We start from the raw sequence: 14245 nt of genomic DNA on the forward strand, positions 1-14245 counted from the left end.
TTTCCAAGCCTCTTCGCGCGTGCATAGGATGTGCCGGTTTTCATTGCACTTTTCCTGGGTAAAAGGGCTGCATGGAGCGCCGGGTCCTCATCGTCGAAAGCCAGAACGACTTCGCCCTCAGCATGGCAACCGTGCTCAAGAGCGCGGGTTATCAAACTGCCATGGCGGCCAACGCCGCTGACGCACAGCGTGAGATGGAGAAGCGCCGGCCGGATCTCATCGTGGTCCGGGCCGAGTTGCCGGATCAGTCCGGCTTCACCCTTTGCGGGCAGATCAAGAAGGGCAAGTGGGGCCAGAACCTCAAGGTCCTGCTGCTGTCCTCGGATACGGGCATCGAGGGGCTCAACCAGCACCGCCAGACGCCCGGTGCCGCGGATGGCTACCTCATCATCCCCTTCGAGATGGGGGAGCTGGCCTCGATGAGCGTCGGCATCCTGCCTCCCGAGGAGGAGCCGCAGCCGGACGCCGAGCCGCGCGACGGTCCTCCGGCCATGCCGCCTCCGCTGAAGGCCGCCCCCGGCCCCGCGGGCAGCCCTCCGAGGCTGCCCAAGCGCGAGCGCCGCAGCGCCATCACCGAGGAGGATCGCGGCTTCCTCGAGCGCGCCTTCCAGTCCATCGCGGACCGCAAGGCCGAGCTGCTCGCCGAGTCCCGCCAGCTCAAGCGTTCGCCCCCGCGGCGCGACCTGATGGGCACGCCCGAGGGCAAGGTCCAGCTGCTGCGCGACGAGCTCAAGGTGCGCGAGGCGCAGATCGCCCGCCTCTCTGAAATCTGGAACGTCCGCGAGCGCGAGCTGGTCTCCGTCGAGGACCGGCTCCACGAGAAGGACGTGGAGCTGCAGGGCCTGAAGATGCAGGTGGACGACCTGCTGCGCCGCTTCAACGAGGCCCAGCAGTCCATGCTGCAGAAGGAGCGCGAGCACGGCGCGACCGTGGACGACCTGCTCCTGCAGAAGTTCTCCGCCGAGAAGGATCTCATCGAGGTGGTGGCCTCCAAGGAGAAGGACATCAACGTCCTTCGCCGCGAGGTGTCCAGCCGCGATGACGAACTGGCGCGCCGCGCCGGCGAGCTGGATTACGCCCGCGAGGAGTACGACAAGCTCGAGAAGCACCTGGGCGTCGTCACGCTCGAGTTCGAGGTCAAGGAGCAGAAGCTCACCGAGACGGTGCAGGCCCACGAGGCCGAGCTGGGCCGCCGCCAGCAGCGCATCGAGAGCCTGGAGGGCGAGCTCGCCCACACCATCAGCGATCGCGACCAGCGCTACGCCGAGCTGAGCGGGGAGATCCAGGCGCTGCAGGAGCGGCTGGCGCAGACCGAGCAGGAGCGCGACACCACCGTGCGCGCCCTGGAGGACCGTGCCGCCGCGGCCGAGGCGCACGGCGCCCAGGCGGACGCGGAGATCCTCCGCATCACCGAGGAGCGCAACGCGCTCGAGGCCCGGCTCAACGAGCAGATCGCCGGCCTGGAGTCGGACCTGGCCCGCATGACGGGCGAGCGCGACCAGCTCCAGCAGGACAAGGACGCCCTCGAGAGCGATCTCACCCAGCGGCTGGAGGAGCGCGACGCGAAGGTCGCCACGCTCGAGCGCGAGCTGCAGGAGACCATCGCCCGCAACGAGCACACCGAGGCCGAGCTCAACGCCAACATCCAGCAGCAGATGGAGCGCATCGGCGAGCTGGAGGGCGAGGTCGAGGCCGTCAAGGCCCACCTGGCCGACCGCGAGGCCGAGCTCACCGGCGAGCTCGAGGCCCTCTCCCAGGCCCGCAGCGAGCTGGAGGCCGCCAAGGACGCCCTGGAGGCCGAGCTCAACGGTCAGATCCAGGCGCTCCAGGAGACCGTCGCCGACCGCGACACGCAGATCTCCAACCTGCGCGGCGAGCTCGAGGCCACGTCCCAGACGCTGGCCGACACGCAGAACACGCTCGCCCAGACCGAGGAGACCCTCGCCACCACCCGCGGCGAGCTGGACGCCACCACCCAGGCGCTCTCCGAGACGCAGAACACCCTCTCCGAGACGCAGGCCACCCTCGCCGACACGCAGAACCGGCTGGCCCAGACCGAGGAGACCCTCGCCACCACCCGTGGCGAGCTGGACGCCACCACCCAGGCGCTCTCCGAGACGCAGAACACCCTCTCCGAGACGCAGAACCGGCTGGCCCAGACCGAGGAGACCCTCGCCACCACCCGCGGCGAGCTGGACGCCACCACCCAGGCGCTCTCCGAGACGCAGAACACCCTCTCCGAGACGCAGGCCACCCTCGCCGACACGCAGGGCCGGCTGGCCCTGACCGAGGAGACCCTCGCCAGCACCCGCGGCGAGCTGGATGCCACCGCCCAGTCTCTGGCCGAGACGCAGAACACGCTCTCGCAGACCGAGGAATCCCTGGCCAGCACGCGCGGGGAGCTCGAGGCCACCAGCCAGTCGCTCGCGCAGACGCACGAGACCCTCGTCAACACGCAGGGTCAGCTCGAGCAGACCCGCGACGAGCTCGCCCGCACCATCCAGGAGCGCACCGAGCGCGAGAACGAGCTGAGCGCCGCCCACGCGGAGATCACCCGCGTCACCGGCGTCCTGAACGAGACCGAGGCCCTCAAGGCCGCCATGGAGGAGGAGCTCTCCGAGCAGCTCGGCCAGGTGCGCAACGAGCTGGCCGAGACGCAGGGAGCCCTCGCGGCCACGCGCGACGCGCTCGCCGGCGAGCAGTCCGCCCACGTGCAGACCCAGCAGCAGGCCTCCGCCGTCCAGGCGGACCTGGAGGCCCAGCTCGCCCAGACGCGCGATCAGCTCCAGGAGCAGGAGGAGCAGCTCTTCCTCACCAAGCAGGAGCTGGGCAGCCGCGTCGCCGAGGTCACCCAGCTCGGCTCGCAGCTCGCGCAGTCCGAGGAGGAGCGCCACAGCCTGGAGGAGCGCTTCAACACGCTCTCCGCCGAGTCGCAGCGCCGCATCGAGTTCCTGGAGCAGGACTCCGCCAGCAAGAACCAGGAGCTGTCGGACACCCTCCAGAAGCTCAGCATCGTCACGCAGGAGAAGGAGCGCCAGCGCGAGGCCCTCTCCCGCGAGGTGGCCGCGAGGACCGAGCAGCTCAAGCAGCTCGAGGCCCGTCGCCAGCAGGACACGGAGCAGGCGAAGCGGAACATCGACGAGCTCAACCGGCAGGCCGCCGCCCTCAATGGCGAGCTGGACAACACGCGCAAGCAGCTGGCCGCGCGTGAGGAGCAGCTGCGCGTCGCGGGCAACAACCAGGCGAAGCTCCAGTCCGAGCGCGATGGGCTGGCCGCTCAGCTCGCCGAGGCCCATGAACAGATGCAGGCGTTCCAGCAGGCCCAGCTCCAGGAGCGCTCCGAGGCGAAGCGCGCCGCGGACGAGCTGGCCGCGAAGCTGGCTCGCGCCGAGGCCCGTGCCGCTCAGCTCACCCAGGAGGTGCAGACCCGCGCCGCCGAGGCCGACGCCAAGGTCAAGGAGGCGCAGGCCCAGCTCACCGCCCGAGCGAAGAAGATCCAGGAGCTCGAGCTCGCGGTGGAGAACGCGGCCGGCGCCAGGGCCCGCGTGGAGAAGGAGCTCAACGCGAAGGTGGCCGCCGCCGACGCCAAGGTCAACGAGGCCGCCACGAAGCTCGCCGCCGCCCAGAAGGAGCGCAAGGAGCTGGAGGCCCGGCAGCAGAAGGAGCTGGAGGACCTCTCCGCCCGTCAGAAGGCGGAGCTGGAGCGCCGCGACGCCCTGAAGGCCCAGGAGATCGCCCGCCTGCAGCAGTCGGTGCAGGAGAAGAGCAAGGCGCTCAAGGTCGCCGAGCTGGAGCTGGCCCGCTACAAGACGAAGGCACCCTCCGCCGGTGGCACTCCGGCCGGGAAGGCCGTCACCAAGCCGCCCGTGGAGGGCGATGACGCCCTGCTCACCACGCAGGTCAACACCATCGCCCCCGCCGCGCCGGCCCGCACCGCCGCCGCCCGTCCCGCCGCGAAGGTCCCGAACACCGTGGCGAAGAAGACCGCGGCGCCTCCTCCTGTCGCCGAGGAGGAGCCGTCCGATCGCACCGTCGTGATGCAGATCCCCGCGGATCCGGCCGCCACCTCCTCGGATGAGGCCGACTGGACCTCCCTGGTGGACGAGCTCGACAAGTAGTGCCGTACTCCGGCCGCGCGGGGCCTTCGTGCCGCGCGCGGTCGGGAAGGCCCGCCCGTGGCGTGACTACAGCGCGGCGCGGGCCTGCCGGACCAGGTCCTTGAGTTCCAGGGTGGCGAGCACGTCCCGGAAGGACACCTCGGTGCCGTTCTTCCGGGCCTGGAGCTGGGCCTGCCGCCAGCGCTCCCACATGGTCCGGGTGGAGACGTAGGCGAGCAGCAGCACGAAGGCTCCTGGAATCAGGGCCACCGCCACCACCAACATCATCCGCACCCACCAGGACATGACCGCCGCCTCCGAGGACTGAACGCGCGGCTCTATTGCACGCCCCATGCCCACCGTGGCGAAATAATTTCCCAAGTCATTCCGGCCACTTGGAGAGCGAGCAAGCGCGGGTGTGGCCTTGAAAAGGCGGCAGGTCTGGCATTTTTGCCGCAGTGGCCTGAAAACCCTTCGGTTAAGTTCAGGGGCGTGACCACCCCTACCCCTTCGACTGAAGCGCACCTCCTGACCAGCGTGGAGGACGCGGAGACGCGCCTCGAGCAGGTGGGCTACCTGGTGTCCCCGGAGATCGCCACCGCGAGCTTCCTGGCGGACCGGTTGGAGAAGCCCATCCTGGTGGAAGGCCCGGCGGGTGTAGGCAAGACGGAGCTGGCCAAGGCGCTGGCGCAGGCACTGGGGCGGGAGTTCATCCGCCTGCAGTGCTACGAGGGCCTGGACGAGGCCAAGGCGCTCTATGAGTGGGAGTACGCCAAGCAGCTGCTCTACACCCAGCTCCTGAAGGACAAGATCGGGGAGATGGTGCAGGGCGCGGGGACGCTGACCGAGGCGGCGGACAAGCTGGCCACGAGCGACGCGGTGTTCTTCTCGGAGCGCTTCCTGCTGCCGAGGCCGGTGCTGAAGGCGCTGCTGTCGCCCCGGCCGGCGCTGCTGCTGGTGGACGAGATCGACAAGGCGGATCCGGAGTTCGAGGCCTTCCTGCTGGAGGTGCTGTCGGACAACGCGGTGACGATTCCGGAGCTGGGGACGTTCAAGGCGAAGCACGTGCCGCGGGTGCTATTGACGTCGAACAACGCGCGGGAGCTGTCGGACGCGCTGAAGCGGCGGTGCCTGCACCTGCACATCGACTTCCCGGACCGTGAGCGGGAGCTGCGGATCATCCGCAAGCGGCTGCCCGAGGTATCGAGGACGCTGGCGGAGCAGGTGGTGGAGGCGGTGGCGGAGATCCGCAAGCTGGACCTGAAGAAGGCTCCGTCGATCAGCGAGACGCTGGACTGGGTGCAGAGCCTGGCGCTGCTCAACGCGGAGACGCTGTCGGCGGACCTGGTGGCGGCGACGTTGAACCTGGTGCTCAAACACGAGGGGGACATCGAGAAGGCGAAGAGCAACCTGGCGCAGATCGCGCAGGCATGACCTGGACCGAGGAAACGCTGGGCGCGGAGGGTTTCGAGAACCCGAAGCGCGCCGCCAAGGAGCTCTCGGCCCTGGCGGCCACACTGGGCGCTCCAGTGGCCGAGCGGCTCCACGAGGCCTCGAAGCGAACCCCGGTCCCCGACGAAATCATCGCGGCCTTCGATCGAGTCCAGGAAGGACTCCAGGGCCTGCCCGGACCCGCCCTCTCGCGCCTGCTGGACTGGCTGCCGGCGATCTTCCACGCGAGCACCTTCGCGCCGCGCCTGCTGGCCGCACGCCCCGGCCTGCTGCGCTGGCTCGCGGGCTCGCGCACCCTGACCCGGGAGAAACCCCGGGAGCACTACCGCCGCGAGGCCCTGGCGGCCACCCGCCGCATCGCCCCGATGGATGCGGCGGGACTGCGACGCCGCCTGCGCCGCTACAAATACCGCGAGCTCCTGCGCCTCATGGTCCGGGACGCGACCCTGCGCGCGCCGATGGCGGAGCTGGGCCGGGAGCAGACGGCGCTGGCGGATGCGCTCATCGGTGCCGCGCTGGCATGGGCCGAGCGCTCCGTCCAGGCGAAGTACGGCACGCCGGATACGCCGGGCTTCTGCATCCTCGGCATGGGCAAGCTGGGAGGCGAGGATCTCAACTTCAGCTCGGACGTGGACCTCGTCTATCTGTACCGGGCGGACGGCCACACGACGGGCGGCAGCGCGGGAGCCCTGCCCAACGTGCAGTACTACACGCGGCTGGGCGAGGCGGTGACACAGGCGCTCACCCAGGTGACGGAGGACGGCTTCTGCTACCGGGTGGACCTGAACCTGCGCCCACAGGGGCGCGCCGGGGCCATGGTCCTCTCGCTGTCGGCGTCTCTGGCGTACTACGAGTCGTTCGGACGCATGTGGGAGCGGGCGGCGCTCCTCAAGGCGCGGGTGGTGGCGGGAGACACGAGGCTCGCGGAGGAGCTGCTGAACGAGCTGGGGCCGTTCATCTGGCGGCGGAGCCTGGACCTGTCGGCGGTGGACGGCCTGCGAGACCTGAAGGCGCAGATCGACCTGCGCGGCAAGGCGAGCGCGGATGACGTGAAGCTGGGCCCCGGGGGAATCCGCGAGGTGGAGTTCTTCGTCAACGCGCTCCAGCTGTTGCAGGGAGGCAAGGATCCCACGCTGCGAGAGACCCGGACGATGCGGGCGCTGCGCAAGCTGGAGCGAGCGGGCTTCGTCTCGGGGCCGGACGCGGACGCGCTGGAGGAGGCATACGTCTTCCTGCGCCGGGTGGAGAACCGGCTGCAGATGCTGGAGGAACGGCAGACGCAGGCGCTGCCCTCGGGCGAGCGCGAGCGCCGCCGGCTGGCCACCTCGCTGGGCTACCCGGACTGGGACACCTTCAGCGCCGAGCTGGAGCGGCACCGGCGCTTCGTCCTGGAGGCCTTCAACACGCTGCTGGGCCAGACGGCACGGGACGAGCTCCCCGATGAACCCCTCCTGGCCCTCGCGTTGGATCCGGACGTGCCACCGGAGGAGCGCCAGGCGGCACTCGGCAAGCGGGGCTTCGGGGACCCGGAGCGGGCGCTGGCCGAGCTGGAGCGGCTCGCCCGGGTCCCCCACTCGCCTTTCATGCATGGGGGCTCGGGGGTGAAGGCGGTGCGGCTGCTGTCGGAGCTGGCCCAGACGCCGGATCCGGATCAGGCGCTGCTGCACTTCTCGGACTTCCTCGCGCGGCTGCATCAACCCGAGGGCTACCTGGCGCTGCTGACGAGCATGCCGCGAGCGAGCCGCCGCCTCTTCAACCTCTTCGGGCAGAGCGACTACCTGTCGCGCATCTTCCTGCGGCACCCGGAGCTGCTGGACGCGCTGGTGCAGGCGCAGCTCGACGAGGCGATGAAGTCGCCCGAGCGCATCCGGCAGGAGCTGGCGGCGCGGATGGGGCGGCACACGGACGCGGAGGACAAGCACGCGTCGATGCCGCGCTTCAAGAACGAGGAGTTGCTGCGCATCGGGATCAACGACATCGGCGGCGACCTCTCGGTGCCGGAGGTGGCGCGGCAGCTCACGGCCGTGGCGGACGCCATCCTCGACGAGTGCCTCTTCCTGGCACTGGAGGAGCAGCGCGAGCGTTACGGCCTGCCTCTGGACGCGAGCGGGCAACGCGAGGGGCTGGTGGTCATCGCCATGGGCAAGCTGGGCGGGTACGAGCTGGGCTACCACTCGGACCTGGACCTCATCTTCGTCTACAGCGGCAACGGCCAGGCGGAGACGAGCGGAGGCAGCCGCGGCGTCATCACCCACCACGAGTACTTCGCCAAGACGGTGCAGCGGTTGATGACGCTGCTCCAGGTCCAGCTGCGCGAGGGGCACCTCTACAAGATCGACGCGCGGCTGAGGCCCTCGGGGAACCAGGGGGCGCTGGTGGTGAGCCAGGATGCCTTCCGCGAGCACCACCAGAAGCGGGCACAGCTCTGGGAGCGGCAGGCGCTCATCAAGGCGCGTCCAGCCGCGGGGGACGCCACGCGCTTCCGAGCCCTCCAGGACGAGGTGCTCACCCCACTCGTCTACGAGCGTCCCCTGCCCCCGGACGCGGCGGCGGAGATCGACCGGCTGCGCATGCGCATGGAGCGCGAGCTGGCCCACGAGAACGCTCAGCAGCTCAACCCGAAGCTGGGCCAGGGCGGGCTGGTGGACGTGGAGTTCACCGTCCAGTACCTGCAGCTGGTGCACGGCCGGGACTTCCCCCGGGTGCGGAGCACCAACACGCTCGCGGCGCTGGAGGGGCTCCAGGCCGAGGGCCGCCTCACCCCCGAGGACGCCGAGGTCCTCCGCCAGGGATACCTCTTCCTGCGGCGGGTGGAGAACCGGCTGCGGCTCGTGCACGCCAGCTCCCTGGCGCACATGCCCACCAGTGGCCGTCCCCTGGCGCAGCTCGCGCGCCGCATGGGGGTGATTGGCCCCACTCCGGGAGAAACGTTCCTCGCCCGCTATCGCGCCTGCGCCGCGAGCGTGCGGGACGTGTATGCTCGGGTGCTGCGCGCCCCGCGCCGTGCCTGACTCCCCCCGCCCGTGCTCCTGAAGCAACGCTTCCAGATCCTCCGGCCGCTCGAAGAGATGGAGATGGCCCTGGTCCGCGCGACGGTGGACTCGCCATCGCTGCTGGACTCGCGCGAGGAGGCCGTGCTGCGCACCGCGCTGTCGCTCTCGCGCCTCTACAAGCTCCGCCACGAGGGCCATGACCACTCGGTGGAGACCTGGACCGCGCCCTTGCGCGAGAACGTGTCGCGGAGGCTCGGCCCGGTGCTGCTCGGCAAGCGCCGCATCACCCGGGATCAGCTCGTGCCGCACGTGCGCGACCTGCGTGCCCCGCTCCTGAAGCTGCGCGCCGAGCTCGTCCAGCACCTGCACGGGCGCGTGCCCGAGGAGGTGCTCCACCGCGAGTTGCAGCACAAGTCACTGGTGGTGGTGGCCGGCGGCGGCGGGGGCACGGCCTACGTGTACATGGGCGTGATGAGCCTGCTGGACGAGCACGGCCTGAAGCCGTCGCTGCTGGCGGGCACCTCCATGGGCGCCATCCTGATGCTGATGCGCTCGAGGATGGCACGCTTCGACCAGGGCGAGCTGGTGGGCATCATCCGCAACCTCTCCTGGCGGAAGCTCTTCCGGTTCATCTCCACGGAGAACCGCTACGGGATGCCGGCGGCGATGCGGCTGTTCCTGCGCGCGGGCCTGGGCCGCTACTTCAACGCGGGTCCGGGCTCACCGCTGGACGCGGGCCTGCGGCTGAAGGACCTGCCGGTGCCCATCATCGTCGCGGTGGGCGGCATCCGGCGGGGCATGCTGCCCAGGCCGCTCGAGTACTACGAGCGCCTGCTGGGCGCGAGCCCGGTGAGCCTGCTGAGCCCCGCGGGCGTGGCGCGCCGCATCCAGGCGGTGATGGGAACGCTGGCCGAGTTCTTCACCCGGCCGGAGATCATGGTGCGGCTCCACCTGGGCCTGGACGAGAAGACGGCCGAGTTCGATGCCATCGACGCGGCGGGCTTCTCCTCGTCCCTGCCCGGCGTCATCCACTACGACATGCTGCGCGAGGACGCGCACATGCAGGGCCTGCTCGACGGGCTGATGGAGGAGAAGGGCATCTTCCGGCTGATGGACGGAGGGCTGGTGGACAACCTCCCGGTCAAGGCGGCGTGGAAGGCGGTGCACCACGGCAACATCGGCACGCGCAACGCCTTCGTCCTCGCGCTGGACGGCTTCGCGCCCCGGCTGAGCACGCCCTTCTGGTTGCCCCTGCAACGGCTCGCGGCCATGACGGTGGCGCCCAACCTCACCTACGCCCATCTGGTGAAGCGCTTCGGCACCACCCTCTCGCCCCTGGAACTGGTGCCCTCCGTGGAGCTGGCCACCAAGGCCATGCACTTCGGCCGCAAGCAGCTCGGCCCGGACATGCCCTTTTTGACGCGCATGCTCGCTCCACTTCCGAGCATTGGCTGAGCGGGACGCTTTGATTTCAAAAGGTCTCCTGGAAGAATACCGCCCGCCAAGCGGTCTCCCCCATCACGAAGAGGACCCCCGTTCATGAGCTCGACTTCCTCCAACGTCGTGCGCGCCGATCAGATCTGGCTCGATGGCAAACTGGTGAAATGGGAGGAGGGCCACGTGCCCGTCATGACCCACGCCCTGCATTATGGGTTGGGGGTCTTCGAGGGCATCCGTGCCTATCGCACCCACGACGGCCGACTTGCCGTGTTCCGCCTACGCGAGCACATCGAGCGACTCTTCGACTCGGCCCACATCTGCATGATGAAGCTCCCCTTCACGACGGAGCAGCTCATGGAGGCGTGCCTGGAGCTGCTGCGCGAGCAGAAGGAGCTCTTCGCCAACGGGGCCTACCTGCGCCCCATCGCCTTCATGGGTGACGGCGCCATGGGCCTGGGCGCCATCAACCCCACCCGCGTGGCGATCACCGCCTGGGACTGGGGCGCGTACCTCGGGGACAAGGGCATCCGCGAGGGCATCCGCGCCAAGGTGAGCTCCTTCACCCGCATGCACGTCAACGTGAACATGGTGCGCGGGAAGATCTCCGGCCAGTACGTCAACTCCATCCTCGCCAAGCGCGAGGCCGTGCTCGCCGGCTATGACGAGGCCATCCTCCTGGACATCAGCGGCTTCGTCGCCGAGGCCTCCGGCGAGAACATCTTCCTCGTCAACAAGAAGGGCGTCATCAAGACCCCGCCCCTCTCCTCGCCCATCCTCGACGGCATCACCCGCGAATCGGTGCTCAAGATCCTTCGCGACTCGGGCCGTCAGGTGGAGGAGGTCACCGTCACCCGCGACGCCCTCTACATCGCCAACGAGGTCTTCTTCACCGGCACCGCGGCGGAGATCACCCCGGTGCGCGAGGTGGACAACCGCACCGTGGGCACCGGCAAGCCCGGTCTCATCACCCAGTACGTCCAGGAGACCTACTTCCGCGCCGTCCGGGGCCTGGAGCCGCGCTACACCGAGTGGCTCACCTACGTCTGACCCCTGGGCAACCAGGGACTCTCGGGACGTACCCGAAAGGGGGGCGGATCGGCTAGAAGTAGAAACCGATGCGCCCCGAGTACGACCCCCCCCAGAATCCCTTCAATCTCGAGAACCCGGCCATCCTCGACATCGCTCCTCCGGAGCCCAAGTCGCTGGAGGAGACGGGCCTGAAGATTGGCCTGCTGTCGGACATCGCCCTGCGCTACCTCTACTACCAGGGCACCGGCACGGGCATGGACATCGCCCAGGAGCTGCGGCTGCCCTGGCCCGGCGTCATCGAGCGCGTGGTGGACTTCCTCGCCGCCGAGAAGCTGGTGGATCTCCGGGGCGGCAAGGGCTTCGGGCGCGCCTCGGTGGACTTCATCCTCACCGAGAAGGGCCGCGAGTACACCCGCGGCGCCATCGAGCGCAGCACCTATGTGGGCCCCGCCCCCGTCCCCATCGAGCAGTACAACGCCCTCATCACCGCCCAGACGGAGGAGAGCCCCGTCATCAGCCGCGAGGACCTGGTGATGGGCCTGGCCCACCTCACCGTCAACGCGGACCTGATGGACAAGCTGGGGCCGGCGGTGAACTCGGGCCGCTCGCTCTTCCTCTACGGCCCTCCGGGCAACGGCAAGACGAGCCTCGCCGAGGCCATCAGCCGCATGTTTGGCGGCGAGGTCTTCATCCCCCACTGTCTGGAGATCGACAACCAGATCATCAAGGTCTTCGACGCCCTCAACCACACCCCCATCACCCTCGAGTCCGAGCGAGACGCCGCGGGCCGCCGGGCCACCCTGGAGATGGACCACCGCTGGCAGTTGTGCCGCCGCCCGGCCGTGGTGGTGGGAGGTGAGTTGACGCTCGAGACCCTGGATCTCATCTACTCGCCCACCGCTCGCTTCTACGAGGCCCCGTTCCAGGTGAAGGCCAACGGCGGGATGCTCCTCATCGACGACTTCGGCCGCCAGAAGGTCCACCCCACGGACCTGCTCAACCGGTGGATCGTCCCCCTGGAGAAGCGGGTGGACTTCCTCACCCTGCACACCGGCAAGAAGTTCGAGATCCCCTTCGATCAGCTGCTCGTCTTCTCCACCAACCTGGACCCCAAGGAGCTGGTGGACGAGGCCTTCCTGCGCCGCATCAAGTACAAGATCGAGGTGACCAACCCCGACGAGGAGATCTACCGGGAAATCTTCGCCCGGGTGTGTGAGGCGGCGGGCATTCCCTACGTGGATCAGGCCGTCACCTACCTCATCGAGCACTACTACAAGCCGCGCAGCATGCAGATGCGGGCCTGCCACCCCAGGGATCTGGTGCAGCTCATCAAGGACGCCGCGCGTTACAGACAGATTCCGCCCGCCCTCTCCAAGGATCTGCTCGACCAGGCATGCGAGGTCTTCCTGGTCAGCCTATGAGCCAGGTAGCGTTTTAATTGTCCTAAACACCTGGAATTTCTACAATCAGGAGTTAGTTGTCCCCGCTGGTCGGGCTGTTCCAGATCCGATCCGCCGGTCATGCAGGGGAGCCGGTGTGAAGGAGCGTCACGTCCGTGAAGGAACGCTACCAAGAGATTGACGAGAAGAACGAAACGCTGCGCGACTACCTTGGCATCTACAAGGAGAAGGGCCGCGAGTTCCTCGAGCGGTTCGAGATGTCGTGGATCTACCACGACGCGGCGCTCGAGGGGACGGTGTACACCCAGCAGGAGCTGGAGGCGGCACTGTTCCCCGAACGCGCCAGCATGGACCCGGCGATGATCCCCGTGGTGCTGGAGATCCGCAACCAGAAGGCCGCGTGCGACTTCCTGCGCGAGGACGCCTCGTCCACGGGCAAGAAGCAGACGCAGATCACGCTGACCACCATCAAGCGCATCCATGATCTGCTGTGCGGCAACACGCCGGAGGCCCAGGCGGTCCGCGCCAACATCGAGCGGCGCGAGCGCACGGAGAAGGAGCTGGCCAAGGAGCGCGAGCGCAGTGGCTACCGCAAGGACATGCCCCTGCACCGCACGTACTTCCACGAGATCGCCCAGCCCGCGAAGATCCAGCCCCTGCTGGAGAAGCTGGTGGATTACACCGGCAGCGCCGAGTTCCGCGAGTTCCACCCCATCAAGCAGGCGGCGGTGGTCCAGCACAGGTTCATGCAGATCTTCCCCTTCACGGAGAACAGCGGGAAGGTCGGCCGGATGCTCACCAACCTCGTGTTGCTGCGCAACGGGTACATGCCGGCGATCATCCACTCCATCGATCGCCAGCGGTACTACGAGTCCCTGCGAGGCGCCGAGGGTGTGTTCCGCACGCTGCTGATGGACGCCATCGAGAACTCGCAGGACAACGGCGTGAAGTACTTCAAGGACATGGCGCGCCGCTACAAGGCCATCAACAACTAGACCGTGCGCGTCGGGGCTCACGAGTCCATCGCGGGAGGCGTGAGCCGGGCGCTGGCACGTGCCGAGGCGCATGGCGCGCGCGGCCTGCAGGTCTTCACGAAGAACGCGCGGGGCTGGAAGGCCCCTCCCCTCACCGAGGAGGAGTGCCACGCCTTCCGCGAGGAGGTGCGGCGCACGGGGCTGCCGGTGGTGGCGCACGGCAGCTACCTGGTGAACCTCGGCACGGAGGAGCCGGCGCAGCGCGAGAAGTCGCTGGACTGCGTCGTCGAGGAACTCACCCGCTGCGAGCGCCTCGGCATCCCCTTCCTCGTCCTCCACCCCGGCGGCCACCCGGACGAGCAACGCGGGCTGACGTTGATCGCCCAAGCCCTGGACGAGGTGCACGCGCGCACCCCGCGCTTCCAGTCCCGTGTGTGCCTGGAGGTGACAGCGGGCCAGGGCAACTGCCTGGGCTGGCGCTTCGAGCACCTGGCCGAGGTGCTATCCCGGACGGGAGACGCGGGGCGGCTGGGCATCTGTTTGGATACCTGCCATCTGTTCGCCGCCGGATACGATTTGTCGACGGAAGCCGGTTACCATGAGGTGATGGCCGAGTGTGACCGGGTGCTGGGGCTGGAGCGGGTGCACTGCATCCACCTCAACGACAGCAAGAAGCCGTTGGGCTGCCGGGTGGATCGCCACGAGGAGGTGGGCAAGGGAGCGATCGGGCTCACGCCCTTCCGCTGCCTCATGAAGGATCCGCGGTTCGTCAACACCATTGGAATCCTGGAGACACCTTTTCCCGAGCGTTATCCAGAAGCCATCAGTCTTCTCGAATCGCTCCGCGGGAGGAAGTAAAC

9 protein-coding genes are annotated in these 14245 nt (G+C 68.7%); 8 read left to right on the plus strand and 1 reads right to left on the minus strand.

Annotated features, from left to right (window positions below):
- Positions 1–71 precede the first annotated feature (71 nt).
- Positions 72–4118 carry a response regulator gene (locus JQX13_RS48080; RefSeq protein WP_203406096.1) on the plus strand — a complete coding sequence of 1349 codons (4047 nt, stop codon included), beginning with the start codon at positions 72–74 and terminating at the stop codon, positions 4116–4118.
- Positions 4119–4184: 66 nt separating this feature from the next.
- Here JQX13_RS48080 and JQX13_RS48085 read toward each other — a convergent pair whose 3' ends face one another.
- Positions 4185–4403, minus strand: coding sequence for a hypothetical protein (locus JQX13_RS48085; RefSeq protein ID WP_203406097.1), 219 nt, complete (start codon positions 4401–4403; stop codon positions 4185–4187).
- A gap of 186 nt (positions 4404–4589) precedes the next feature.
- On the opposite strand from JQX13_RS48085, the gene JQX13_RS48090 reads away from it, so the two are divergent.
- The 7 genes from JQX13_RS48090 (at position 4590) to JQX13_RS48120 (ending at position 14243) form a co-directional block, all read left to right on the plus strand.
- Entirely contained in the window at positions 4590–5531 is a 942-nt protein-coding gene (locus JQX13_RS48090) for an AAA family ATPase (protein WP_239014310.1), read from the plus strand.
- The gene (gene glnE, locus JQX13_RS48095) at positions 5528–8560 is read left to right on the plus strand and encodes a bifunctional [glutamate--ammonia ligase]-adenylyl-L-tyrosine phosphorylase/[glutamate--ammonia-ligase] adenylyltransferase (protein ID WP_203406099.1); all 3033 of its coding nucleotides are present in this window, start codon (positions 5528–5530) and stop codon (positions 8558–8560) included. The genes JQX13_RS48090 and glnE overlap by 4 nt, the downstream gene beginning before the upstream one ends.
- A 12-nt stretch (positions 8561–8572) precedes the next feature.
- A complete protein-coding gene (locus JQX13_RS48100; RefSeq protein WP_239014311.1) occupies positions 8573–9997 on the plus strand; it encodes a patatin-like phospholipase family protein in 1425 nt (474 codons plus the stop codon).
- 84 nt (positions 9998–10081) lie between these two features.
- Positions 10082–11029, plus strand: a complete 948-nt coding sequence (locus JQX13_RS48105; RefSeq protein ID WP_203406101.1) for a branched-chain amino acid transaminase — start codon at positions 10082–10084, stop codon at positions 11027–11029.
- Between the two features lie 68 nt (positions 11030–11097).
- A complete protein-coding gene (locus tag JQX13_RS48110; RefSeq protein WP_203406102.1) occupies positions 11098–12432 on the plus strand; it encodes an AAA family ATPase in 1335 nt (444 codons plus the stop codon).
- A 134-nt stretch (positions 12433–12566) separates the two neighbouring features.
- Positions 12567–13406, plus strand: coding sequence for a Fic family protein (locus JQX13_RS48115; RefSeq protein ID WP_203406103.1), 840 nt, complete (start codon positions 12567–12569; stop codon positions 13404–13406).
- Between the two features lie 3 nt (positions 13407–13409).
- Complete coding sequence (locus JQX13_RS48120; protein ID WP_203406104.1) at positions 13410–14243, plus strand: deoxyribonuclease IV; 834 nt, start codon at positions 13410–13412, stop codon at positions 14241–14243.
- Positions 14244–14245: the final 2 nt, after the last annotated feature.

The sequence above is a fragment of the Archangium violaceum genome, from assembly GCF_016859125.1.
Lineage (GTDB): Bacteria > Myxococcota > Myxococcia > Myxococcales > Myxococcaceae > Archangium > Archangium violaceum_A.